Source organism: Spirosoma endbachense (genome assembly GCF_010233585.1).
Taxonomy (GTDB): Bacteria; Bacteroidota; Bacteroidia; order Cytophagales; family Spirosomataceae; genus Spirosoma; species Spirosoma endbachense.
This window is the reverse complement of the sequence record NZ_CP045997.1, coordinates 1182157-1208261: the sequence shown is the minus strand read 5'-3', so window position 1 is coordinate 1208261 and position 26105 is coordinate 1182157. Positions and strand designations below refer to the sequence as shown.

15 protein-coding genes are annotated in these 26105 nt (G+C 49.4%); 4 read left to right on the top strand and 11 right to left on the bottom strand.

Annotation, left to right across the window (positions count from 1 at the left end):
• The first annotated feature begins 9 nt into the window (after positions 1-9).
• Positions 10-3192 carry an efflux RND transporter permease subunit gene (locus GJR95_RS04840; RefSeq protein ID WP_162384804.1) on the top strand — a complete coding sequence of 1061 codons (3183 nt, stop codon included), beginning with the start codon at positions 10-12 and terminating at the stop codon, positions 3190-3192.
• 85 nt (positions 3193-3277) lie between these two features.
• Here GJR95_RS04840 and GJR95_RS04835 read toward each other — a convergent pair whose 3' ends face one another.
• From GJR95_RS04835 to GJR95_RS04785, 11 genes are all read right to left on the bottom strand, one after another.
• Entirely contained in the window at positions 3278-3826 is a 549-nt protein-coding gene (locus GJR95_RS04835; protein WP_162384803.1) for an RNA polymerase sigma factor, read from the bottom strand.
• Between the two features lie 360 nt (positions 3827-4186).
• A complete protein-coding gene (locus GJR95_RS04830; protein ID WP_232541264.1) occupies positions 4187-6409 on the bottom strand; it encodes a TonB-dependent receptor in 2223 nt (740 codons plus the stop codon).
• Positions 6410-6645: 236 nt separating this feature from the next.
• Entirely contained in the window at positions 6646-7044 is a 399-nt protein-coding gene (locus tag GJR95_RS04825; protein WP_162384802.1) for a hypothetical protein, read from the bottom strand.
• A gap of 58 nt (positions 7045-7102) precedes the next feature.
• A complete protein-coding gene (locus GJR95_RS04820) occupies positions 7103-8428 on the bottom strand; it encodes a tetratricopeptide repeat protein (RefSeq protein ID WP_232541083.1) in 1326 nt (441 codons plus the stop codon).
• Positions 8429-8577: 149 nt separating this feature from the next.
• A complete protein-coding gene (locus GJR95_RS04815) occupies positions 8578-10839 on the bottom strand; it encodes a DUF4331 family protein (RefSeq protein WP_162391575.1) in 2262 nt (753 codons plus the stop codon).
• 54 nt (positions 10840-10893) lie between these two features.
• On the bottom strand, positions 10894-12654 hold the full coding sequence (locus tag GJR95_RS04810; protein ID WP_162384801.1) for a DUF4331 domain-containing protein: 1761 nt from the start codon (positions 12652-12654) through the stop codon (positions 10894-10896).
• Positions 12655-13325: 671 nt separating this feature from the next.
• Positions 13326-14459 carry a cellulase family glycosylhydrolase gene (locus tag GJR95_RS04805; RefSeq protein WP_162384800.1) on the bottom strand — a complete coding sequence of 378 codons (1134 nt, stop codon included), beginning with the start codon at positions 14457-14459 and terminating at the stop codon, positions 13326-13328.
• 126 nt (positions 14460-14585) lie between these two features.
• On the bottom strand, positions 14586-15779 hold the full coding sequence (locus GJR95_RS04800; protein WP_162384799.1) for an aldose epimerase family protein: 1194 nt from the start codon (positions 15777-15779) through the stop codon (positions 14586-14588).
• A 149-nt stretch (positions 15780-15928) separates the two neighbouring features.
• Positions 15929-17047 carry a glycoside hydrolase family 43 protein gene (locus GJR95_RS04795; RefSeq protein ID WP_162384798.1) on the bottom strand — a complete coding sequence of 373 codons (1119 nt, stop codon included), beginning with the start codon at positions 17045-17047 and terminating at the stop codon, positions 15929-15931.
• A gap of 106 nt (positions 17048-17153) precedes the next feature.
• Positions 17154-17669, bottom strand: coding sequence for a Fur family transcriptional regulator (locus GJR95_RS04790; protein WP_162384797.1), 516 nt, complete (start codon positions 17667-17669; stop codon positions 17154-17156).
• A gap of 240 nt (positions 17670-17909) precedes the next feature.
• Entirely contained in the window at positions 17910-22553 is a 4644-nt protein-coding gene (locus GJR95_RS04785) for a translocation/assembly module TamB domain-containing protein (RefSeq protein WP_162384796.1), read from the bottom strand.
• 132 nt (positions 22554-22685) lie between these two features.
• On the opposite strand from GJR95_RS04785, the gene tsaD reads away from it, so the two are divergent.
• The 3 genes from tsaD (at position 22686) to GJR95_RS04770 (ending at position 25518) form a co-directional block, all read left to right on the top strand.
• Positions 22686-23705: a tRNA (adenosine(37)-N6)-threonylcarbamoyltransferase complex transferase subunit TsaD gene (gene tsaD / locus GJR95_RS04780; protein WP_162384795.1), complete on the top strand. Its 1020-nt coding sequence runs from the start codon at positions 22686-22688 to the stop codon at positions 23703-23705.
• Between the two features lie 16 nt (positions 23706-23721).
• On the top strand, positions 23722-24618 hold the full coding sequence (locus tag GJR95_RS04775) for an MOSC domain-containing protein (RefSeq protein ID WP_162384794.1): 897 nt from the start codon (positions 23722-23724) through the stop codon (positions 24616-24618).
• A 72-nt stretch (positions 24619-24690) separates the two neighbouring features.
• A complete protein-coding gene (locus GJR95_RS04770) occupies positions 24691-25518 on the top strand; it encodes a hypothetical protein (protein ID WP_162384793.1) in 828 nt (275 codons plus the stop codon).
• Positions 25519-26105: the final 587 nt, after the last annotated feature.

The window sequence follows — 26105 nt, the reverse complement described above, 5'->3', positions numbered from 1 at the left end:
TCCTCTACTATGATTCAGAAACTAATAACATTTTCCCTCAAAAATCGCTGGATCGTGGTTGGTCTGGCGATCGCTGTCATGGGATTGGGGCTCTGGTGCTTCAAGCTGCTGAAGATTGAAGCTTACCCCGATATTGCCGATACAAACGTCATTATCATTGCCAAATATGACGGTCGTGCGGCTGAGGAGGTCGAGCAACAGGTAACGATCCCGATCGAGCGGGTTCTGAACAATGTTCCTCACGTTACGGACCGACGCTCCAGAACCATTTTCGGCCTGTCGGTCGTTCAGCTGAACTTCGATGAAACCGTTACGGATTATTTTGCCCGGCAACAGATCATTGAACGGCTGAGTGGCGCTCAGCTGCCGGATGGCGTCGAACCTGAACTGGCTCCACTTACAACAGCCGTAGGCGAGATTTACCGCTACGTTATTGAAGCGCCGGCGAGCATGACGCCCATGCAACTGCGTGATTTGCAGGACTGGACCATTATTCCGCAACTATTGCAGGTACCGGGTCTGGCCGATGTCACAACGTTTGGTGGACCGATCAAGCAGTACCAGGTTATTCCCGACCCGGCCAAGCTACGTAAATACAGCCTGACGTTACAGGAAGTCATTGAAGCCCTCCAGAAAAATAACCAGAACACAGGCGGCAACATCATTGCCCGAGGAGGTCAGGGATTTGCCGTACGGGGTTTGGGGGCACTCAAATCACCGGAAGACGTTCAGAATATTGTCCTGAAAACCAACGAGGGCGTTCCGGTACTTGTCCGCGACGTAGCCAGCGTCGAAATCAATCCGCCGTCGCCATCCGGTATTCTGGGGTATCGGATTCCCGACGAAAATCTGGACGTAATCGGATCTACGGAAGGTATCGTTCTGTTGCGCCGGGGCGAAAACCCGAGCGAAGTGCTGGAATTGCTGAAGGAAAAAATAGCGGATCTCGAAGCGCGGGAATTGCCCAAGGGCGTTCACCTGCGCGTACTATATGACCGAGGCTTCCTGATCGACCACTCGCTCGAAACCGTTGCCCATACGCTCATCGAAGGCATTTCGATTGTCGTTATTCTACTGGTCTTGTTTCTGGGGAGCATTCGGGCCGCGCTGGTGGTTACGGTCACGATTCCGTTTTCGCTGTTGTTTGCTTTTATCCTCATGAAACTGGTGGGTATTCCGGCCAACCTGTTGTCGCTGGGAGCGATTGATTTCGGTATCATTGTCGATGGAGCCAGCGTTATGGCCGAGCACCTGATCCGACGCTATCGGGCATCGGGACCTGCCGAACAAAATCAGGGCATTGTGAACCTTACCGCGCGATCGGCCGGTGAGGTGGCGCGGGAAATTTTCTTCTCGGTCACCATCATCATTCTGGCCTATATGCCCATTTTGCTCATGCAACGGGTTGAAGGAAAGCTATTTAGCCCGATGGCGCTAACATTATCATTTGCCGTCATTGGCTCGCTGCTTTGCGCGCTGACGGTTATACCGGTGCTGATTTCATTTGCGTTCCGGAAGGCTCTCGCTCCCGGCGGCAAGCCGTTAAAAGAACACAAAAACTTTTTACTATCACCCTTAGAAAAAGGGTACCAGTGGCTATTGCACTCGACTTTGTTTCGGGCTCCCCGTTTGGTGGTCGGCGTTGGCATGGCCGTTGTACTGGTGATGATTGGTTTTGGAATAAAGCTTGGCACCGAGTTCCTTCCTGAACTCGATGAAGGCTCTATTTTCATGCGGGCGTTTATGCCATCGGGGATCACAATTCAGGAAAACGCCAAAATCGCGCCCAAAATCCGCGACATTGTTGCCAAATACAAACCCGTTAGCTTCGTCATTACCCAATCTGGGCGGAATGACGATGGCACAGACCCGTTTCCCTCCGACCGTACTGAAATTCTGGTTGGCCTGAAGGATTACAGCACCTGGTCCGACAGCATCTCGAAGAAGGAGATTGTAAGCCAGATGCAGAACGAATTGCAGGAAGCTTTCCCCGGTGCATTTTTTTCATCCGGCCAGCCGATCATTGATCAGGTCATGGAAATTGTGACGGGCAGCGCGGCCGATCTGGCAATCTCGATCGTAGGGAATGACCTGACGCTCATGCGAGCCAAAGCCGACAGCATTGCCGCATTGGTTAAGGGCATGAATGGCGCAGTTGCTGTTAATATCGAACAGGAAGGCCCTCAGGATCAGTTGGCTATAAAAATAAATAGACCGGCAGCAGCCCGCTATGGCATCAATGTGTCAGAAATTGAAAACATGATCGAAGCGGCTATTGGCGGCAAAGCCATCGGTACGATCTATGACGAAGCGAAACGGTACGACATCGTCGTGCGCTTCACACCCGAGAGCCGGGGTAGTATCGACGCGATCCGGCTCCTTCAGGTTCCGTCGGCAACTGGCGCGCTGATTCCCATGAACGAACTGGCCGACATCCGTTACGTACAGGGGCAGACCAACATCTACCGCATCAATGGCAAGCGCATGGTTACCGTACGGACCAACATCCGGGGTCGCGATCAGGGCGGTTTTGTGAAGGAAATCAGTCAGAAAGTTCGGAAGAATGTCAAGATTCCGGAAGGCTACAGCATTATCTATGGCGGCCAGTACGAAAACCTCGAACGTGCTGGTGGTCAGCTCAGTATCTCGATCCCGCTGACTATCGTTGTGGTATTTTTATTCCTGTTTATGCTCTACGGCAATGTGCGCGATACGTTACTGACACTCACGTGCCTGTTGTTTGCCCTGGCCGGTGGCATAGGCGCCCTGCTGCTTCGTGGCTATAATTTCAACGTCTCAGCCGGGGTTGGATTCGTGTCTATTTTCGGTATATCGGTCATGGCGGGCGTATTACTGGTATCGGCCCTGAACCGCAATCTGATGGCTAGCTCCAAACCGTTGCTTGATATCACCATCGAAACGGCACAGGAGCAGTTCCGGGCCATTATGGCGATCATGGTTGTGGCGATTATTGGTCTCGTACCGGCGGCTATTTCGAGCGGTATCGGCTCCGATGTGCAGCGCCCTCTGGCTACGGTTATCATCGGCGGTTTAACAACAACATTGTTCTTTACGCCCCTGATCATTCCACCCTTATTCTACCTCGTTTACCGTCGCCGTCCTCGCCCAACCCCGCTCGACTCGACCGGCAAACACCTGCCCGAACCGATTGAAGAAGGAACAGAAATCTGAACCGAGCAGCCTATTAAAAGATACCGATAGCCATCCCACAAGCATAGTATGTTTCATTTATGGATAAGTTCATAAATGAAACATACTACATAGGCTCGTTATACATTCCATTCAATTTATCCCGAGTACGCTTTAACCGCATTTTGACAGCACTCTCTTTAAGGTTATGCTGCTGCGCAATAGCTTTTATGGAAAGGCCTTGTTCATATTTAAGCCGAACCAGATCTAATTCAGAGCCTGGCAGACAATTAATCATTTTTTCAAGCGATTGAAGACGTAGTTCAAATAAGCCAGACTCATCCTGTTCGGCCAACGATTCGCCCAGATTATCGGACAGGTACTCAAGATTGATTCGTCGACTGGCCTTAATTTTGTCTATACAGTAATTATGAGAAATGGAAAAAAGCCAGGTAGAAAAAGCCGATCGATTCTCAAATGACTTTATATTCTCAAACACTTTCAGAAAGATATCGTGTGTATAATCCTGCGCTATTGACCTGTTTTGTGTCATGAACAGGCATTTTTGATATACCTTCTTCACATAGCGCGTGTAAATCGTTTCAAACGGAGTAGTAGCATAAGACGCCTGATTACGGGTATGCCATTCTTTTTTAGTTTGTAAAGATGGATTCATAATATTTATCTTATTAGGTAGAGTTAATAGAGATAAATATAATAGACTAAGTATAAATACAAATAAGGCTGTAGTTATGGTTACAGCTATCAATTATAGTAAATACTATAACATACAATTAGCATGATTTCAGTAAGATCATATGTAATCTTCAATTAGGTATAAGGTCCAAAGCAAAGCGAATCTGATTAGTTACAAATATACAATGTCTATTAACTAGGTATATTTACTAAACGGCACGATCAATAAATGGTTTTATAATCGCTTATCGATAGAACTGACTACAAAAGAAGACTAACTTAACTGTTTAATTTGTTCAGGAACTTCATTTTACGACCCATCCAGAAAAATTAGAAGCGATTACCAGGAGTAGGTTAAACTCAGTCGGGCGAAGAACGGCGTACCCGGCGTAAAGTGAATCTCATCGACCGGAGCGGCTTCACCCGGCAACCGACTTTCGGTGGCAAACTGCGTTTCTTTCCAGCGCGTGTTGAAGAGATTTTGTATAGATAGACCAATGTTATAGCTACGCTTTGTATAGTTAGCCTGTAGGTCCGTTACAAAATATCCTTTTGCAACAATGGAGTTGTCTTCATTGGCCGGACGATCGCCCATGTATCGGTACCGAATTGATCCATTCAGGCCCGAACGGGTTTGCAGCGATAAGCCGCCCGTCGAGGTAAACGTTGGCGCCAACGGCAGATAATTCTGGCCCGTTTCGGCATCTATGGCACGCGGTTTAGCCGTATTCAGATCGACATCGGCATACAGATTTTTGGTAAGCTGATACCGCACCGACACATCAATACCTTCCCGGCGCGAGCGACCACTAGGTTCCACTACACCCTCATCGCCGACATAAACAAACTCCTGCTGTAACCATAAATACCAGGCAGCGGCATTGACCAATAACTTAGGAAACGGCTTGAAAATCACACCCAGATCGGAGCCATAAGCACCCGGCAAAATCTGCCGCCCATCCTGAGCAACTACCACGCGGGCATCATTGGAATGGAAACCTTTGCCCGTATTGAGGTACAGTTGCAAACTCGGATTGAAGGTGTAATACAGATTCAATTTGGGCGATACAATGGCCTGTGTCGCCCGTTTGGTCGTTGCTGTCACGGGTAGCAAACCTTCATACTGGCTCCGAAAATAATCCAGACGAACCCCGGCATTAAGCGTGAAATGATCCGAAAACTGTATAAGCTCGTCGGCGTATGCAGCCGCATTGATCTCGTTGACATTTCCGAATTTGATTCGATTCAGCGTTTCTGTGCGGTTTTTGGTATGCGACAGTTCCGTATGATGGGTTATATCCTGTCGATATTGCGCGCCCAGTGTTGTGGTCCAGCGGCTTTTGCCAACGTAAGTCTGTGTTGAATAACTGCCATTGTAGCCAAACAGATTGCGATGCTCTTTCTGCCGGATCTGATCGCCATTGATGCTGTCTTCCTTGAAAAAGGTAAAGTTGGAATACAGTTCAAAATTATAATTGCTGTAGAAAAACTGATTTTTGATGCTGTGATTGCGGGGCGTAACCGTCACCAGTTGTGCATTGAAGTTGGTCCGGCTGGTTTCGCCACCTTCTGAGGGATCGACAGAACCAAAGAACCCAATCAGGCCGGATTCTATAGCCCGGTCGGGCACCTGACCGGAGTGGTTCCATTTGCTCCAGAATGTGGAGCCCGTCAGGGTTAGGTTTGTGTTGGGCGCGAGATGACCGTGATACTTGCCCATTACGTTCAGCCGCTTAAAATGCTGCGGATTATCGAAATAGGAATCTGAATACGAATATTCCGACGCCAGATAGGCCGACTGGTTTTTGGCTCTCCCCTTCTGGCCCAGTAAATCCAGACCGGCCACAGCGCGATAGGTATTATACTGCCCGGCTTCGAGTTTCACAAAGGAGTGGTCCAGCGCGGTTTTCGTCCGAAAATCGACCCAGCCTGCCGTCGCCAGATTGCCTTTTTCGGTCGTATAGGGCCCTTTTTTAAAGTCCGCGCCTTCCACTAATTCCGGAATAACAAAATGTAGATCAGCATAGCCCTGCCCGTGAGCGTGCGATACCATGTTAACTGGCATACCATCGACAGTCAGCCGAATATCGGTGCCGTGGTCGAGGTCGAAACCGCGCAGAAAAATCTGTTCGGCCTTCCCTCCGCCGGCATGCTGACCAATAAATAAACCGGGTACCAGTCGCAATATCTCCTGCGAGTTAACGATCGGGCGAAGCTTAATATCCAGGCTGCTGATTAGTTGCTGATCATGCGCCCGCTGCGACGATACGACCACTTCACTTAGTTCAACCGGCGCATTGGTAAGTGCCGTTTTCAGAAAAGTCACCTTATCATCGTGAACAATTACGTCGATGATCAGCGCTTTAAAGCCAAGGTGCGACAACTCAACTTTATACGGAGCGGCCACTAAGCCATCAAAACGAAACTGCCCTAACTCATTGGTTAATGCCGCTTTGCCCAAACCCGTTAGCTGCACATTAACGCCCCGTAGTGGCAGGTTGGTAGCCTGATCGTAAACCACTCCTGAAATACCACCAAGATGCGCATACACCGGCGCACTCATGAACAGGAACAGCAGAAAGGCTAACAGCACCTTAAGCAGTTGTGATCTGGCCAAAACTTTTTTATCAGAATCGTCTGACATTGCCATTGGCAGCAGCGACGAATAAAAATAAACGTAAGGCATAAAATGGAGTAAAAGAGATGCTCGACGGCTTCAGTTGTCGACAGCATTCGGTGAAGAGATAAGACAATCCGACTAGTCGAAATTAATCGGCGGGCAAAGGCCCAAGGCAGGTCTTATGCACTCCAGGGAGGGTTATCTACTTCTCTCCGTACTCCAGTTGCAACAACAGGAAGGTAAGGGATTGGCGTACTGACAACCTGATCTAGTACCGGAACCGGCAGGAACCAGTATGATGGTAGCACATCATGCGAGTCGATGCCGTTAAGTACCGAAATCAGGTGTTTGGGTGGATGCGGTGGAGCGTTCTGGTAACGACTGGCTAATGATTCGAGTAGAAACGACTCAAGACCATCCATCCGAAGATACCGGCATTGCTGATAATGCCCAGTTTCTCCAGCAGTTTGGATCATCAGTAATTCATGCGGATCGTCCGGACGGTTCACGCAGCCAGCTCCAACCACCCAGAGGTAGTTGACGAGCAGGAAGATGGCAAACCACGGACGAATCAGCATATAACAACTAGTCAAAAAAATCTCTTAATCCAGCTATAGTAGTCAGGAAAGCCTTTACTTAGAGGGCAAATTTAGGGTTTGTTTTGCGGGCAGCCGCAATCAATTTATTCCCCTGATCGGCATGGCCCATTGCCAGTTCGATCGATCCAGCCTGGCGCAACAGTTCCGGGTCTTTGCTACCCGTACGCAAGGCCACTTCAATGTGTTGCTGTGCTTTGGGCAGGTCTTTCTGGTTGAAATAAACCCACGCCAGCGCATGATTGACGTCAATATTTTTCGGGCGTTTCTGGTATTCCTTCAATCCATATGTTTTTGCCAGATCGAACTGGCCCGACTTTGTGTACAGTTTGCACAATTCCAGATCAACGGCATGGCCCGAACGGGCATCCTCATCCAGCATTTTAGCCACTTCGGCAAATTTCTTCTGTGCTTTCTCTTTATCGCCCTGCAACGCGTAGATTTCGGCCATTTCTTCATGGAATGAGAACTCAGGCATGATAGCAGCCGCTTTATCGAGGAGAGCCAGCGCTTTGTCGTATTCTTTTCGCGCTTTGCGGACACGGGCTTGCCCGGCCATCGCAAATGCGTAGCTGGGGCGAAGAATCAGAATACCAGCATATTGGTTTTCGGCTTCCGCGAGCTGGCCGGTTGTTTCGTATAAATGACCCAGAATATTCTTACTCCAGCATTGCGGTTCTGATCCGGGTAGACCAGCCTGCACGGCCAATTTCATGGCTGCGATTGAGCCGGGATAGTTCCCATAGATTTCACGCAGGTAGGAAGCGCGCGAGTAGGCTTCGAGCGACGGTTTCAGGGCCTGCATCTTATCCGACATAGCTACTGCTTCCTCATAGTTGCCCAGTTCGACGTTGGCATCGACCAACACACCGTACACATAGGCATTGTTTGGATTAATCTGCCGGGCTTCTTCGGCTAATTCCCGAGCTTCGGCAAACTGGTGCTGAGACATTTTTACGGATGCCTTAAACGTCGTAGCTTCAAAGTTCTTGGGGTCCATTGCCAGAACGCCGTCCAGAATGGTCAGAATAGCCGGATAGTAATATGGATGCTCGCCTGTAATCCGCGCTTCCGACAGGTAAATCACCGCAATCTGCAAACGAGGTTTCACGTCGCCCGGCTCTTTTTTTATTTTCTCTTTCAGTTCAGCAACTTTCTCTTTGGTCTTCTGCCATTCTACCGCTGACGCCAACTCACCCCGACGGTCGAATAGAGCCGGAATTTCCATGTTCGGCCCCGCCGTAGTTGTGGCTGTAGTTTCTTTTGGGCTGTTTGTGCAACTGAACGATCCGACGATCAGTAAGCCAGCGAAAATCAGCGTACATGCCGACAGGATTCGCTTGTTGATTGTTGTATTGAAACGCATGATTGATAGGGAGATTGGGAGTGTTGTCGGTTCATTCTGTATGGCGTATTGCTACCAGGTAGGGGCCATACATGAAAACTGCTTTACTTGGAAGACTTGACTAAGAGGAGTCAGACTCTACGATCTGACTCCTCTTAAAATCAGCTCGCTTAATTACGAATTATCTTAACCGTCTGGCGTTCCGTTGGAGTAACAGCCTGCAGGAAGTAAGCGCCCGGCTGCTCGCCCAATCGCACAGTCCGAAGCTCGACAGCACCGGGTATACTGATCGTTTGTTGGCCAATCCGCTGCCCCCGGCTGTTGCTGAGGTAGAGTTGCACCGGACCCGATGCACCACTCACTTCTACCGTCACTTCATCGCCAATGGTCGGGTTACCCATGATCCGCACAGCCATAGGCTCGGTGAACTCGGCAGCTCCCTGACGGGCCTGGCCACAGGGGGTACGGAAGTCATACATGAAGTTTACCAGCGAAGACTGATCACCTACATAACGTGCCCAGATCCAGAGGAATCGGTTGCTATTCGCATCTTTCCGCAATTCAGCCTCAATCTGGCGGGTTACACTCGTATTCCAGGTGCCATTGACAACACCCGCAGCCTGGTATTCGACTACGCGATTCGGATCGCCACCAATGCGCCCAAAGGTAATATCCCCCGTATTGCAGTTGTAGCTCAGCACGGTTGCGGCCAATGGTTTGGTCACGTCGGCATCCGGACCGATGTAGGGATTACCCAGGAAACCGCGCCAGGGGTCCTGCACGAATGGGAAAGCCCCTTTCAGTGTGGTATCGTTCTTTGTAACACCCGCGTTAAAGCTCAGCACTTTTACCAGATTCGGCGTAACAGGATTTGCGCCTGGGCCTGGCGTAAAGTCGTCATACCATAACCCAACGGCAGCTAAAACAACACCGCCAACAGCTTGTAATTCAATGGTGGTCACGTCATCTTCCAGGCGACGACCGTTCGGGAAACCATCCATGTTCGGAATGAACTGGAGGTTTGTATTCGCATACATTGGATCGGTCAAGCCTAAAACAGCCGCCTGAACCAATCCCAGTGAACTAAATTTGGCATCGTTACGCGGAGTGGCCGGAACCGCCATGTTCAACCGCAGCATATCGCCCAATGTAGGCAGAAAGTTGTGAATGAACGGCTTACCGACTGCCAGTGGATTGCCCCCCTTGCCCGTTGCCAGTTGGTAGGGAGCCAGGTTCGGAACGCCGGTATAAAAGATCGGCAATAAGTCAACCGCACGGGGACTGGCTGCGTCAGGAAGCAAAATACTCCCAAAAGCAGCTTCGGCCAGAGCCGTTCCGTTCAGAGCGGCATTGCCTTTCAGGCCAAACAGACCCGGCTTGCCATTGCGGAAGTCAAACGAACCCAGCGATTTCGACTGTATCCGAAGGGCAGCTAAACCGGGAACGGCACTACCAAACTGGGAATCGTCCATGTAAAGGGCCAGCTCGGGATTGGTGAAGTATTTGGCAAACTGAAGATCGTTGCCGTTATAAGGGGTCATCGAATTCCACTTGTCTTTCATGCCCACCGGAATGACCGCTTCGTTGGTGAGGGGCATACCCAGGCGCGAAACCTGCACCCAACCACCATCGTAGCCTACATCGCCCGCAGCATAGAGGGTTTTGATCATTTGCCGACTCGAAGAAGCCCACACCCCGATCACATAATCAGGATCGAGAATAGTGGCCGCCTGTGCTACTGCTTTTCCGCTTTTCTGCAAGGTCGATACGGGCACTTCAATGGCAATGGTATGGCAGTTAAAGCGCGATAAACCATCGCGACCCTTCGGCCTGAAGTTACCTACGTCAAACGCGCCACCCAGATCGACAAAGAAGGGATCGTCGATTGGCCCGCAGAAAATTCGCTCACCCGATGTCGCCGTCGTAATGGCCTTTGTCGCCAGAGCGTTATAGTTAGCAGCGCCCAATCCAACCGTTTTGTCTTCAATCGAGCGTGGGCCGATGTTAGCCGGTGGCACTACACCGTTGGTAACGATGGCCGTAAAGGTTCTGCCACCATCAATGCTGCGTTCACAGGTGTAGGTTGCTTTCTGATTTTGCTTTCCTAACCGAATGTTGAAGAACGTCGTTGGGTCTTCATTAACAACCGTAAATGTAAATCGGTAGGTAATGTCGTCTCCGGCCGTAGCTGCATTGTTTTTAACGTGGATTTCGTACCGGATATTCTGACCGAACGTATACCAGTTTGGCCCGCCTGATGGATCTTCAAACGGAATGTAGTTGGCAATCAGAACGATCTTTTCCGCATCGGTTGGGCTTTTAAATGCATAAACGTCCGTATTGTCAGCGAGTGGATCATTCGAGATGAGCGGTGCCTCCCGGTGCGACGAAGCAATAACCTGACTATAGGGCAGATACGTCAATACTGCCATCAGTAATAAGGAAAGTAATTTTTTCATTGTCTTATCCGAAGAATGATGAGCAGATTAGAAACGGTTCTTTTTCGTATAGTCAAGACCTCTCCACGGGGTTTGTACGTAGGGGAACGATGCCTTTAGCGTCGTATCATTTTTCGTTACTCCTGCGCTAAAGCCCAATACTTTCGCCAGATTCGGCGTAACAGGGTTTGCGCCTGGACCCGGCGTAAAGTCATCGTACCACAACCCAACAGCAGCTAAAACAACACCACTAACAGCTTGTAATTCAATGGTGGTCACGTCATCTTCCAGGCGACGACCGTTCGGGAAACCATCCATGTTCGGAATGAACTGGAGATTTGTATTCATGAAGTCCGGAACCGTTAATCCAATGACCGCAGCCCATACCAGACCGAGCGAGCTAAAATTCGGGTCGTTGCGGGGAGTGGCCGGAACCGCCATGTTCAACCGCAGCATATCGCCCAATGTAGGCAGAAAGTTGTGAATGAACGGCTTACCCGCTGCCAGTGGATTGCCCCCCTTGCCCGTTGCCAGTTGATAGGGTTTCAGATTCGGCACACCGGTGTAAAAGATCGGCAATAAGTCAACCGCACGGGGACTGGCCGCATCGGGCAGCAGGACACTCCCAAAAGCAGCTTCAGCCAGCGCTGTACCATCCAGAGCGGCATTGCCTTTCAGGCCAAACAGACCCGGCTTGCCATTGCGGAAGTCAAATGAACCCAGCGATTTGGATTGAATCCGCAAAGCCTTCAATGAAGGAACGGCTCCACCAAACTGGGAATCATCCATGTAAAGGGCCAGCTCGGGATTGGTGAAGTATTTGGCAAACTGAAGATCATTGCCGTTGTAAGGGGTCACCGAATTCCACTTGTCTTTCATGCCCACCGGAATGACCGCTTCGTTGGTCAGGGGCATACCCAGGCGCGAAACCTGTACCCAGCCGCCATCGTAGCCTACATCGCCCGCGGCATAAAGGGTTTTGATCATTTGTCGGCTAGCAGAGGCCCACACCCCGATCACATAATCAGGATCGAGAATAGTGGCCGCCTGCGATACCGACTTCCCGTCTTTCTGTAGAATGTTTACTGGAATCTTAATCGCTATGCTATGTACGTTATAGCGGGCCAGTCCATCTTTGGGCGGGTTAACTTTGTTGCCGTCAGGACGAAAGTTACCCGCATCAAACGCACCCGCCAGATCAACAAAGAACGGATCATCGGCAGGACCACAAAAGACCTGCTCACCGGTCTTTGCTGGAGCGATTGCATTCTTGATCAAATCGTTGTAGGTAGAACCCAATCCTAACCCCGGCGTATCGATAGAACGAGGCCCAATGTTAGCTGGCGGAACAATGCCATTACTAACGATGGTCATATACGTCTTACCCCCATCGATGCTTCGTTCGCAGGTGTAGGTTGTTTTTAGATTTTGCTTCCCCAGCCGAATATTGAAGAACGTCGTTGGGTCTTCGTTCGTATTGTTAAAGGTAAACCGATAGGTAATATCGTCTCCGGCTGTGGTTGCTTTGTTTTTAATGTGGATCTCGTACCGAATATTGGAACCGAAGTTGTAATAGTTCGGTCCGCCTTCGGGCAACTGAAAAGGAATGTAATTAGCAATGATCGTGATGGTATTCGGGTCGTCGGGGCTTTTGAACGCATATACGTCGGTATTGTCAGCCAGTGGATCATTCGAGATCAACGGGGCTTCGCGGTGGCTGGAGGCAAAACCAGCAGTTGCCAGCAGCACTAAGGCACAGCTAAGAATTTTAGTCCTTAACTGACCCCTAAACAAGGGAAACGTGCGCATTGTCGTTTGGGTTTGAGCGTGAAAAATGAGCAAAAAATCCTCTAAAGTGGTTACTAAAGACAAACAGATACCCATAGAAGCACAATTGGGCAATGAGCTTTACCCTGCGCTACTTTAGCGAAAAAACACAATAAAAATCTGGTGATTTTACTTAAGTATAGAGATCCATAGCCACCTAGTTTACAGGACTTTAGAAGATTGATTATATATACTCCGATAGTGAGCAAATGGATTTTAAAACAGGTATTAATTTTCTGAGTACAAGAAATTATATGATTTTAGAAATAGGACTTTCGCTTAGAGCCGTGCCACGGTTAGTAAGCCTATCATCAGAAACCGTGGCACGGCTCCAAGCGAAAGTCCTAAGAAAGTATCTTCGTTCGACTAATTTTCTATCTTAGAGTAGACTATAGCTATTTGCGCCTATAGTTGTTCGTTTTACCCAATCCTGTAGACATGGACGTAATTGAATTACTCGCAAAGTGTTTTTTTGAGTTTCTTGGCGGAGGTGGCGTACAGGTAATCGTAGAAAAATTTGACGGGAAGAAGGAAATTAGCCCAAGACCCCCAAAGGCATAACGTACACGCCCAACTTGTGAAGAACGAAATCCAATAAAAAAAGTCGGCCAGACAAAATGCCCGACCGACTTTTAGTGTATTCATGCCAATTCTTATTTTCCCGTTGCCTTTTTGATGGCTGCCACTTCGGCCGGATCAACAGGAGTGCCGTCCTGCTTGAATACTTCATGAAACCAGATGGCCGGTTCGCGACCGTTGACATATGGTTTCTGCCAGCTATCCCAGGGCAGGAATGTTTGTGTTTTACCCGCAACAAAACCCCAGTTAATCATACCCACTTTGGCTTTTTTAGCAATGGGTAAATGAGTCTGGAACTTACTATTGACACCACGGGCCATGTATTCCGTGCAGATAACCGGGCGGCCAAACGACTCTAGCGCTGGAATTACCTTTTCGAGTTCCGTTGGATTTGAGTATTGGTGGAACGTAATGATATCCGAATTCTCAAACTGAATTTTCTCCATAGGTGACCATTTCGCCGGATTCTGCCAGTCGGCGGGTGTACGATAGATCCAGACACCCGACGTCAGTGGTTGCGTTGCCCCGGCCGACCGGGCCCACTGAAATACACGAGGTAGCAGTTTGGTCACCAGTGCGACTTTATTAGCCGGTTCGAGCTTCTTGTTGTTCTTACCATAACTATTATCGTTGGTATTGTCGGGCTCATTCCAGACATCCCACGCCAGAATTCGTTTGTCATTCTTAAAAGCGCCAACTACGCCTTTTACGTAGGCCTCCAGTCGTAGGTATTGCGATTCGTCGGTCAGGGCCGCTGCGCCGGGGCTTTGTAACCAGCCAGAGTTATGGATTCCCGGAACCGGCTCATGCTGTTTTCCCAATTTTGGAAAAGGGTCCCAGCAGGAATCAAACAAGACCAGCATTGGCCGTATCTTGTGTTTAGCGCACAGACTCAGGAACTGATCCAGTCGTTTGGTAAAGCCAGCAGAATCTTTCCAAAGCAAATCATGGAGAAAAACACGCATGGTATTCATACCAATACGCTCGGCCATAGCCAGTTCTTTATCGATCGTTGCCGGATCGAAACTGCCGGCCTGAAACATCTCGAGTTCATTGATGGCATTGGCCGGTGCATAGTTTGACCCAACCAGAAATGGCTCTTTGGCATACCAGGCATTCGCCTTTTCGGCCGACCAGCGGCCGGGTGCATTCTGCCCATGTGTAATGGCAGCACTAAACAGACAAAGTATGAGCAATAAACGCTTCATAATTGAAATAAGGGTTGTTCGGTTATAAAAGGAGTAGAGAGTATTATTTGGGCTTCCATCGATCAAATAGTTTATCTCTAATCGGCGGAAGCCTTCAATAATTGATTTAAGTATCGCTACTAACTGTTACTTCACGGTCGAAAATCGATACTCGGTCGTCTGGCTGTAGGTCTGCCCCGGCTTCAGAATGGTGTTAGGGTAAGTCGGGTGATTGGGGGAGTCAGGATAGTGCTGCGTTTCCATGGCAAAGGCACCCCGATAGACTATTGGTTTGCCATACTTACCGATATCTGTCCCCTTAAAGAAATTGCCTCCGTAGAATTGTAAAGCTGGTTCAGTTGTCAGCACCTGCATCTTAATGCCCGATTTATCGCCGATCACTTCGGCAGCGGAAGTCAGCTCACCGGCTTTCGGTTTGTTCAATACCCAGTTGTGGTCATATCCTCCGCCAAAACCAAGTTGCTCGTTTTTCTCATCGACCCGTGCAGCAATGGTAGTTGGCTTCCGGAAATCGAAGGGGGTTCCAGCAACGGAAACAGGCTCTCCCTGCGGAATCAGCCCCTTGTCGACCGCCGAGTATTTATCGGCATTGATCATCACCAGGTGATCATTGATCGTGCCACTACCTTCGCCGTTCAGGTTGAAGAAACCATGGCTCGTCGGATTGTAAGGAGTTGCCTTGTCCGTTTTGGCTGAATAAACCAGCTTCAGGGCATTATCGTCAGTTAACGAATAGGTAACGCTGGTTGTCACCGTACCGGGAAAACCGCCCTCTCCATCTTTCGAGACATACGTCATTTCCAGGGTTTTATCATTGACCTGTTTTGTATCCCAGACATGGTTATGAAAACCGCTTGGACCGCCGTGTAATGTGTTGCCATTGTTATTGAGAGCAAGCGTATATGCCTTGCCATCGAGCGTAAATTTACCCTTGGCAATCCGGTTCCCAAATCGGCCTACAACGGGGCCAAAGAAAGCTCCGTCGGGTTTTTCATACGCAGCAACGGTCAGAAAACCGGGAGCAACATCGGTTACTTTCCCGTTTTTATCCGGCACGAGCAAGCCAACAATCCGGGCACCATAATCAGAGATCGCGACCTGAATCGTTTTGTTCTTCAGAATATAGAGGCTGGCTTTTTTACCAGCTACCTCACCGGCAAACGAAGCTGGGTCAGGGAGTTTAGCATCAATCATGGCGGTAGTGTCACCAGTAGCTACAGCAATAGAATCTGCTGCTTTTTGTTCGTTCTTGTTGGCTTTCTGACAGGCGTTAAGGCCGATAATAGCTGCGGCTGTCGTAAGAAAAAGGAATTTCTGCATTAGTTTGATAATTGGGTAAATGGGTGATTAGGGAATCCGGACGAATCGATAATTGAGTAATTTGACTGAATAAACAAGTTAAAAACGGATCTAGCCTGCCCGTTTGTTGCGAATTACCTCAATTATCTGTTTACCTCAATCACTCCCTGTTATTTTTCTGCCGGTACGGGAATGGGCACATTGGCAACAGGCTTCCCAAAACTAGGTGACCCATCGGCATTCCAGGTAAAGGGTTGAATATGCGGGGCGCGTTTGTTCCCGCAACCGTCGGTAGCCGACGGATTAGCGTGATAGATCATCCAGTCCTGCTTTCCGTCGGCCGAGCGAAAAAAACCGCCATGACCAGGTGCCCAGACCCCATTCTCTGGTGCCTGCGCAAACACCGGACTTTTACTTTTGGTCCAGTTCGCCGGGTCCAGCAAATCACCTGTACCGCTATAGGTCAATAAGCCAAGGCAATAGTCGAGCCAGCAGGCATTGGCCGAATACACGATGAATAGTTTGTTGTTACGGCTTAAAAACTCAGGCCCTTCATTCACGTAAATTTTGGGAACTTCACCATTTTTCTGCCACTCCTGCGGCACATCGCCGTGCATCTCCCACGGCTGATCGGGCTGCGAAACCTTGACCCGGTCGCCGTCAATTGTCCAAGGATTCCTGAGTCGGGCCAGGTAGATATCCTGTCGACCATTTTTAGGTCCCTCCCATCCCGACCAGGTCGCGTAGAGCTGACCCTTATAGTCAATCACCGACATATCTATTTCCCAATGGTCAGCTTTGTCGCCGATTTTGCCTTTCATGACCCATTCGCCCTGCATCGGATCCGTTGATGTATTCTCGATCACCCAAACCCGGTGCGACAGGTTGTTGAGCGAATCGGCCGAGAAATAGATGTACCAGCGACCGTTGAATGAGTGAATTTCAGGTGCCCACAATTCCTTTGAGTAGGGCTTCCCGGCGGGAGGAGTATAAACGACTTTTTTCTCGGCAGTGGCCAGGTCGGCCATGTTGTGCGTTCGCCAGAGCGTCAGATTGCTACCGGTGGTATTCATGTAATAATACCAGCCGTCCTTTTGCAGCACCCACGGATCGGGGCCAGAAGGTTTTATGGGGTTTGTAAACGTACGCTGAGCCACAGCGTGCTGCTGCAAACTAACCAGTATAAACGTGTAAATAAACCAGGAAAAGTACTTTTTCAGTAAGTGATAAGCTGGTTGAGGATGTGATCGGCTACTGAGCGACCGCGCGTAGGTTTGACAGGTTCGCATAGAATAGGCAAGGGAGTTTATCAGGTAAAGAGCGAAAGTGGCGATTTTACCCCTGCTACCCACCATGTAATTATCCGTACCCTATGGCTTTGTTAACACCTGCGCACTATTCCTGCGTTTTACGGGAGTCTTCCGTATTGGCAGAACTATCGGCTGGTTTGGTCTCGCAGGCATCATCCGTACATTGACCGTAAAAGACCAGCGAATGCGATTCGACCTCAAACTGTAGCGCATTGCCAACGTTTGTTTGAATCAGATGCAAACGAGGATCGCAGAATTCCTTCACGCGATGACAGACCGTACAGACCAGATGTGCATGCTGTTGCCGCCCCAGCGACTTTTCATAACGACTCTTGCTGTTGTCCTCCTCTCCGAAATGATGCCTCCGAACCAGCCCGCAATCGACCAGCACATCCAGTGTGTTATAGACCGTTGCCCGGCTAACCGGATACGATCGCTGGTGCATGGCCTGAAATAGCTCTTCTGCGTCGAAATGGTCGTTTCGCGAGTACACCTCTTCCAAAATGGCGAACCGCTCGCCCGATCGACGTAATCCTTTTGCCAGTAGCGACTTTTCCAGTTTGGCGCGGGCCGTGGCAAGCAATGACTGTGATTCCTGCATAACCGATTTGTTTGCCAGAAAGGAACCAGTCAAACGCCAGCCCCTTTTCTCATAACCTAACCTATGACTTGTCTCAAACTTTATGGAGCTTATTGATTAATAAGCAATTCACTTCATTTATCTTAGCTAAATTTCTTATTTAGACTAATTTTAAACAAACTTAAGTGAATACGATTTGAAACGCAAGAATTGGTCAAAGAAATTGGTTACAGGCTAGCTGGAAAGTAGTGGAAACCGCACTTAGAACGCCGTTCTGCCACTTCCCGTGGAAGTAGTGATCGGAGGTGGCGGGGTGGGCGTCGGTTCGCTGGGCTTTTCGGGGGTTAAACCGGGTGCATTTCGCTTCCCGCCAAATAACCGATTAAAGGAGCGCGTATAAAGAAAACTCAGCCCACCACCTGTTGTAATGGTACTGCCAACGCTGTATTGACTCAGAATACTTTGCTGATTTCGGTTGTAGACTTTAGCCCGGAACTTTCCATCCGGCGTAATAAAGTACTCAAGAGTCCATTCACCAAGCAGACTGGCGGCATTGTATTGGCTTTGGCCGTAGGTAAACCCGCCATCCCGGCTAATGCGTAAGCGGTCGTTCAGGAGCCGATAAGAGAACCGGAGTTGCAGGTTATTAAGCAGGTTTTCGTTCTGCGTATTGTTGCTGGTGAAACCTCCGATCGACACCCCAATATCAAGTTTTTCGTCCAGGTTCGATGCCAGCCGGCTAATCTGGTTCGAGATTAATTCGCTCACGCTGTTGGCGACTCCGGAGTTAACCTGCCCCTGATCGAACAGGTTGGTTCCTTCGGGTAGTAGCTGATTGAACAGCAGAACACTGCTCACCTGTCGGGTCAGCTCCTGATCGTTACTCTGGATACGGGATTTAAACGCCGTTACTGCCTGCCGGAAATCCGACGAAGCAGGATATTCTTTCACGTCCAGGTCATAACTGATGGCTGGAGAACCTAACTCACCGTTCAATTTAATGACCAGATCCACCGGATACCGACGCGTCTGATCGGCACTCGTACTTGATGAAGGCAGTAAAGGCGATAGTGACGTGTATTGCGTATAAGCGGCTGTTACATCGAGCAAGGCACCATAAGGGTCGCCCGTCCAGGTCATGCGGCTGTTGGGGCGAATCTGGAAGCGTTTATTGATGATGTTTTGAAAGGTGAATGTGTATTCTCCCCGCTGAATTTCGTAGTTACCCGTCATCGAGAAATCCCCTTTCGTATCCACCTTCATTGCCAGTCGTCCCTGCCCATAGGCTTTGATAATGTCGCCGGTCTGACGATCCAGCTGGATTTCGCAGTATGCATCGGGCGTAATGTCAAAATTGAAGTCCATCTGAATCCGCGACAAATCAAGGTCAGATGCTCCGTTTTTGTTCGACGTATTGGCTGTTGTCTGACTCGTTGGGGAGCTACTGCGGTTTACAAATCGAATCTGATCGTCGGACGCCAGCGTTGTTGCTCCATCTAACGGGATATAAATACGGGTTCCTTTATTACTGGCAACGTTGGCCCGGATTGTCAGGTTATTGAGCGGCCCATATAGTTCAGCCTTACCCGTCACAACCGCCTGCCCATAGAACATATCGTTGTCTTTGGTTGCCGTATTCAGAATTCGGAAGTTTTTCAGGTCGGCGTCAAAACCCAGTGTGAAGTACCGGAAGCCATCATGATAAACACCCCCTCGTATTTGAGCGGTATTGCCATCTGGATCGCGCAGGGTCAGCTTGCGGGTAACGATCTCATTCTCGCCAAAATAGATCTTATCGTCGAATGTAAAATCGGCTTTCAGATAATCGAAACGGCCACGGCCGCCGACCACATCGACATCACCGTTCAGAACCGGGGCCGATGGCGTTCCGGTAATGGCCACCATTCCACTGGCAGTACCGCCCAGGTTAGAAAACAGGTCGGTCGTAAATGCTTCCAGAATGTGCAGATCGGCATTGTTGAGATTCGCTTTCAGAGCCAGCGGATTGGTCTTTTGCTGGGGCGTATAGTTTCCGGTAAGCGTTAGCACATCGGCCCCGTTCCGATTTAGGTTAGCATTGACATTAAGTCGCTGTGTTGCCTGGTCCCACTTAGCCCGACCACGCATATCGCCCACCAGCGCCTTTTGATACGACAACGTATCAACCGAAAATTCGCTCTCAATAATAGGCGTTGCGTACACATCGCGCACCGTCAGGGTTCCATTGAGGGTCCCACCAAAATCCGTATTCAGCAAGGGGTTCAGCGACCGAAGCAGGAAGTGTTGAGCTTCCAGGTTTAGTCGCTGGACAGAATCGGCCGAGAGTTTTCCTGATGCCCGAATGAGTTGGTTCTTATTCAGTACCGACAGATTGGTAATGGTGTATTCATCCCCTACTTTCCGAATAAGACTCTGTGGATTTAGTGTCCAGTCACCATCCAGCACCCTGACTTTCGATTGGTGAAATGTCAGGTCGATGGCATCGCCTTTGAAACGCATTTCACCATTCAGGTCGGCCCGATTCGAGCTACCCGTCTGTTCGACACTGCTGGTAAAATTGATGTGATCGACATCCCAGGAGGCTTCAGCCTGAAGGTTGCGGGTAGGAAGCAATGCACTAAAGGCCTGTCGCTGCGAGGTCACCACGGCCGATGCCAGCACCTCTTCATCATACGTAAATTTGGAAGTAGTCAGATCCAGTTCGCTCGGTCCGAACCCCAACTTATTAAAGCGCAGCGAATCGGTCTTGACGTTAGCCGTCAGAAAGGATGTATTGTCGACCATAAAGCGACCTTCAAGGCGGGTTGCGGGTGCTATATAGACCGATGGACTCAAAAACGTCAGCAACGGCGCAATATCTTTGGAAACAAACTGAAAATCGACACCGTATCTGGCCATCGCTTTAGCCCGAAGAACGCTGGCCTGGCGCTGTTTCTGTTGATAATAGGCCTTCATTCCGGCAGCGTCGCCCGCAAAATGAAGTTCATATTCACGAGCCAGTCGCTTTAGATCATCGATCGTGCGCTGGGGCTGGAAATTACCCTGCAACCGGGTTGTCAGGAAATCGGAATCAAGGTCAAAATAACGCTGCGTACCGATGGAGTCTTTACGTTCAATCGACGACAGCAACGACAGTGTCCCAACGCTCAGCTTCCGCTTATTGAGGCTCAACTCGGCATTGTGGAAATAGGCATTTCCTACAATATCATCCAGCTTACTGCCTTCCAGCTTAACATCTAAATCTGTTTTCACCACGAGCGAGTCAGACATATACCCCAACTCACGCAGGTCGGCGTGTCGAACCGTGCCTTGCAGGTCATAACGGTTCTTTGGACCGCGCAGGTCAAACTCACCGTCTACCAAAAAGTTCAGATTCGCATCATTCATGTTTACGTGGCCATGAAAAAACGCTTTCTGTAAATTGCCCTGCGCCACTACATTGTGATAATCGTACCTCTGCCAGCCCAGCCGCTCCAGTCGGCCATCAATGTCGATACTGGCCCTTTCCAAATCGGTTCCATGGCCGGTAATACGACCTTCACCGTCGAGTTTACCAAATTGGTCGGGCTGGTCGATCAACTGACCGAGTTCCAGATTCTCACTTTTCAGCGTGGCCGTGTAGGTAGTCTGATCAGAATTGTTGGCTAGTTTCAGGGCCAGATCGCCCGTTACGGTGCCAATGCTCGTCCGGAAGGTGCCTTTGGTCTTGAAATTATCGAACGCACCGACAAACTTGGCGTCAAAGCCAACGGTGCCCAGCTTTTGAATCGTATGATTGAACGACGTGTCTGGATAATACTGGCGAATATCGGCCATATTGACCAGTGAAGGCGTAAAGGCAAAATCGACCGTTGTCCGGTCCATATCCGGCAACCCTTTCCAGGCAATGTCACCCGCGAGTCGGCTACGGCCACCGGGCCCAAAACGCAGATCGGTATGACTCAACCGAAACTCATTGACCGTACCCGTAAAAATGCCACTCAGATACCAGGTTTCGTTGAGCTCCCGCAGGTAATCCGAGAAGAAACCCAGATCTTTTGACTGCACTTCGCTATCACGAAAATGGGCCTGCATGAGCACACGGCTGTTGAAATCGCTGAATGCCGATGGCCGATCGTAGAAGAATGTCAGGCTGTTACGAATGATCGAGTTGCCGATATGAGCGCGCAACCTGGCCAGCTCCATTTTTGTATTGCAGTACAGAAAACGGGTATCTAACTGCCGAATCAATAATCGCGAATCACGATCAACGCCGGACAGTCCCTTAATGTCGAGCGCAATCGTATCGCCCAGTACTAAAAAATTACTAACCTCTGCCGTCAGGTTTTTAAGCGTAAAGTGGTTGTAGTCGAACCGTTTATGATTTCGCATAAACGGTTCGCGCGGATCTTCGAGCGTGTAGGCTCCCTCAACCAGATGAATGTGACTGACGGTGAACGGAACATTCTGATTCGGAATACTGGGCTTGGTAGGATCAGACGTCAGTTCTTCGATCCGGGCAATAAATTCGTCTAGATTGGTATCGCCGGTTTTCGGATTTTTGATCATCCGGACATCGGGCCGATACAACACAATTTCGTCCAGATGAATGTTGTGCGCCGATGAATCGATGAGATTTTGCAGATCATAATCTGCATCGAGTCGCCCAACCCGAATCATGGGCCGCCCTTCACGATCGCGAATACGAACGCCGGTGAGCGTGATCGAATCAAACCATTTGATCGAAACACCCTGAATATCAACAGGAAACTGAAGTTTTTCGGAGAAACGGGTAGCTAATTCACTCACAACCCTGGTCTGCACAGCCGGAATTTGCAGACCCAGCACAGCACCTAGCAGCAAACCGATCACCGTGAGCAGCAGGTAGAGCAGTGTTTTAAGGAATATGGCGAAGAATTGACGCATTCGGGCCGGAAATGCCTAATGTACAATGATTATTGGAAAATACTCCTACCTCTGACAACTAAGAGAGGGAACGGTTTAAGAGCAACTTCCATTATATATTCTACAAGAATCATTATCCATTAGTTTTGTACGGTGAATATTTTAGCCATTGAATCCTCCTGCGACGAAACGTCGGCGGCTGTTTTAGCCAACGGACAGTTGAGATCCAACATCATTGCTACGCAGTTGATTCACGAACAATACGGGGGTGTTGTACCCGAACTGGCCTCGCGAGCCCACCAGCAACATATTCTCCCCGTAGTCGAACGGGCTTTAGTTGATGCAAATATAGCCAAAACGGAACTGTCGGCCATTGCGTTCACGCGAGGACCTGGTTTATTAGGGTCATTACTGGTTGGTGCATCCTTTGCCAAAGCCCTGGCGCTGGGATTAAACATTCCGCTCATTGAGGTTAACCACATGCAGGCTCACGTCCTGGCTCACTTCATCGACGACCAGCACGAAGGCATTGCCCGCCCGAAACCGGGATTCCCCTTCCTGTGTCTGACGGTCAGTGGCGGGCACACGCAACTCGTACGCATCAATAGCCCGCTCGAAATGGAGGTTATTGGCCAAACGCAGGACGATGCCGTTGGTGAAGCCTTTGATAAGTCGGCTAAATTGCTTAACCTCCCCTACCCTGGCGGCCCTTTAATCGACAACTATGCGAAAGCCGGTAATCCGCTGGCCTACAAGTTCCCAATGGGTGAAATGCCGGGGCTGGATTTTTCATTCAGTGGTATAAAAACGGCTATTTTGTACTTTCTCCGCGATAACGTCAAGAAAAATCCTGATTTCATAGCGGAAAATCTAGCCGATATTTGCGCCAGTATCCAACATACACTGGTGCAGATGTTACTGACGAAACTAAAGCGGGCAGTCCGCGAAACCGGGATTCGCGACATTGCCATTGCGGGAGGAGTATCGGCCAACAGCGGTTTGCGCTCGGCACTAACCCAGCTTGGGGATGAACAGAACTGGAACGTTTTTATCCCGCGATTTGAGTACTGTACCGACAATGCGGCTATGATTGCCATGGCCGCTCAGTTCAAATATGAACAGGGCGATTTTACGGCGCAAACTGTAAGTCCTCTGCCAAGAATGAGTTTTTAAGGCAACAATTCCGAACATGGTCACGATTTCCGAACTCCACATTTATCCTATAAAATCACTCGGTGGTATTTCCGTAAACGAAGCGGTTATTGAAGCAAAAGGGCTTCAATACGACCGGCGATTTATGTTGGTTTCGCCCGATGGACAGTTTATGACCCAACGCGCCAATCAGCAGATGGCCCTGATCGACGTAGCCATTGATGGCGTTCGATTACGCGTCTGGCACCGACACCGCCCCGATGATGTGCTTGAACTGCCTCTGGTCGTACCAGAAGATTCTACCGCTCTGCCACAATCACGAGAGACGATGTTGGTCAATATCTGGGATAGCCACGATGTACCGACGGTTACGGTCAGCGACCAGGCCGATCAGTGGTTCTCGGCGGCACTGGGCGTACCAAGCCGACTGGTTTTTATGCCCGATACCACCCACCGGGCCGTTGATCTGAAATACGCCCGCCAGGATGATGCGGTTAGCTTTGCCGATGGCTATCCGTATCTGCTCATTGGCGAAGCCTCGCTCGACGAACTTAATCGACGCTTACCCGTCCACGAGAATGGGCAGACTCAGGCGCTTGAGATGCTCCGGTTTCGGCCAAATATTGTTGTATCCGGAAGCTTACCGAATGAAGAAGACGCCTGGAATCATTTCCAGATCGATGGAATTGATCTATATGGCGTGAAACCCTGTGCCCGCTGTGTTCTGACCACGATTGACCCTGCAACGGGACAAAAAGGCAAAGAACCGCTCCGAACACTGGCTACCTATCGTCAGTGGAATCACAAAATTCTGTTTGGCCAGAATGTTCTGGCAGCCTCAACGGGAGATCGGCCACTAGGTACGCTTCGCGTCGGGCAGTTGGTTGACGTGATTAGTCGTCAGGAGCCCTGGCTGGCTCTGCCCATTACCTAAATCATACAGGGTTTCAAAACCTATGGGGTTTACCCAAGTTTATTGCCTATTGTTACCTGTTCATTGAGTCCTTTGCTTACACCTTTACGCAACGCTTATTACCTGAGTTTACCGGTCGTATTTGGGGCCGTGCTGTCGAATCGTATGGCAGCCCGGCTATCGGATGTAACACCGATACACTGGGCTACACCCCTGGTCCTGGCTCTGGTTGTCTTCATTATTTATACTGTTGACCGGCTTCTGGATATCAGGAAGCCTTCTGAACCCGCTACCGCCCGGCATCGGTTTCATCGGCACTACGCATCTTTGCTCTGGCGGGCCGTAATGGCAGCAGCTGCACTGGCTTTTATACTAGCGTTTTTTCTACCAGGCAGTGTTATTAAGTTCGGTATTGTTTTAGGAGGCATTTGTGCCGCATACGTTGGCGCGGTGTTTCGGCTTCCGGCACGACACCCGGCGCTGTTGTTGAAAGAGCCATTAGTGGCTATACTCTATTCGGCGGGTGTGTGGGGCAGTGTATGGGTACAGCGTCCACGGGTCAGTGGGATTGAGATTGCCGAATTTCTGATGTTTCTCGGCATTGCGTTTCAAAACCTGCTTCTGTTCGCCATCATGGAAAAGCGCGAACAGTCGGGCAAACGTGAATTCTCGCTGGCCACCGAATGGGGTGAAGAACGAAGTGACACCCTGCTTCGCTGGCTGACATTTGCCGTCATCGCTACGGGTCTGACCCTATGCTTCGTTACAAACGATCGCTTTGCCCAGCGGTCGGCAATCATGTTAGCGCTGATGAGTTTGACATTATATGGCATACAGCGTTATCCCGCTTATTTTCTCAGAAACGAACGATACCGCTGGCTCGGTGATGCGGTTTTCTGGTTCCCGGCACTGGTCCTCTGATTAAAGGCACATTCCAGCAGAGCGAATACGCACAACACAACCAATTGACTATCAGTACCATATGTCACTATTCAGTCTTTTGGCTGAGCAATCTATCTTTGATAATTTTTGTAAAGACGCCAGTTATAGGGGTGCGAAGAAAATTAACGTATGCCCAACAAGTTCAACTATTATATTCCCTCAGTGCTCACATTTTTAGTTTTAAATTCTGAGTTTTAACAAAAATTATCCTTTCGTACATAAATATTAGTCGAAACGCCACTATCCCGTTTAGAGTCTAAAAACGTATCTGCTCTTTTTATTTACTTTACTGATAAACCATGCTAGATGGACTGGCGTCAATCAAACATAGCATCGGTTTTACCACCATTCAGCCTGATCTGAATGACCTACACCCCATAACTTTTGAAACGATTCAAGACTTAGAAAACTGCCAATGATGGATCATTTGGAGGTTTCATACGAAAAAGCATGGCTTCTGCTGCTGAAAAGTAATTGGATCTAAAATTTATGACTACTAAACAGGCTTAAACTTTCAGGTATGGCTCATCATCCTCTGTTTAACACATTACTCAATTAACAATCGC

Bases quoted from the DNA above. Each gene is read 5' to 3' on its own strand.
- GJR95_RS04785 (WP_162384796.1), bottom strand. From the start codon at position 22,553: ATGCGTCAATTCTTCGCCATATTCCTTAAAACACTGCTCTACCTGCTG.
- GJR95_RS04840 (WP_162384804.1), top strand. From the start codon at position 10: ATGATTCAGAAACTAATAACATTTTCCCTCAAAAATCGCTGGATCGTG.
- GJR95_RS04805 (WP_162384800.1), bottom strand. From the start codon at position 14,459: ATGAAGCGTTTATTGCTCATACTTTGTCTGTTTAGTGCTGCCATTACA.
- GJR95_RS04835 (WP_162384803.1), bottom strand. From the start codon at position 3,826: ATGAATCCATCTTTACAAACTAAAAAAGAATGGCATACCCGTAATCAG.
- GJR95_RS04800 (WP_162384799.1), bottom strand. From the start codon at position 15,779: ATGCAGAAATTCCTTTTTCTTACGACAGCCGCAGCTATTATCGGCCTT.
- GJR95_RS04790 (WP_162384797.1), bottom strand. From the start codon at position 17,669: ATGCAGGAATCACAGTCATTGCTTGCCACGGCCCGCGCCAAACTGGAA.
- GJR95_RS04820 (WP_232541083.1), bottom strand. From the start codon at position 8,428: ATGCGTTTCAATACAACAATCAACAAGCGAATCCTGTCGGCATGTACG.
- GJR95_RS04825 (WP_162384802.1), bottom strand. From the start codon at position 7,044: ATGCTGATTCGTCCGTGGTTTGCCATCTTCCTGCTCGTCAACTACCTC.
- GJR95_RS04830 (WP_232541264.1), bottom strand. From the start codon at position 6,409: ATGAGTGCGCCGGTGTATGCGCATCTTGGTGGTATTTCAGGAGTGGTT.
- GJR95_RS04775 (WP_162384794.1), top strand. From the start codon at position 23,722: ATGGTCACGATTTCCGAACTCCACATTTATCCTATAAAATCACTCGGT.
- GJR95_RS04795 (WP_162384798.1), bottom strand. From the start codon at position 17,047: ATGCGAACCTGTCAAACCTACGCGCGGTCGCTCAGTAGCCGATCACAT.
- GJR95_RS04815 (WP_162391575.1), bottom strand. From the start codon at position 10,839: ATGGCAGTATTGACGTATCTGCCCTATAGTCAGGTTATTGCTTCGTCG.
- GJR95_RS04810 (WP_162384801.1), bottom strand. From the start codon at position 12,654: ATGCGCACGTTTCCCTTGTTTAGGGGTCAGTTAAGGACTAAAATTCTT.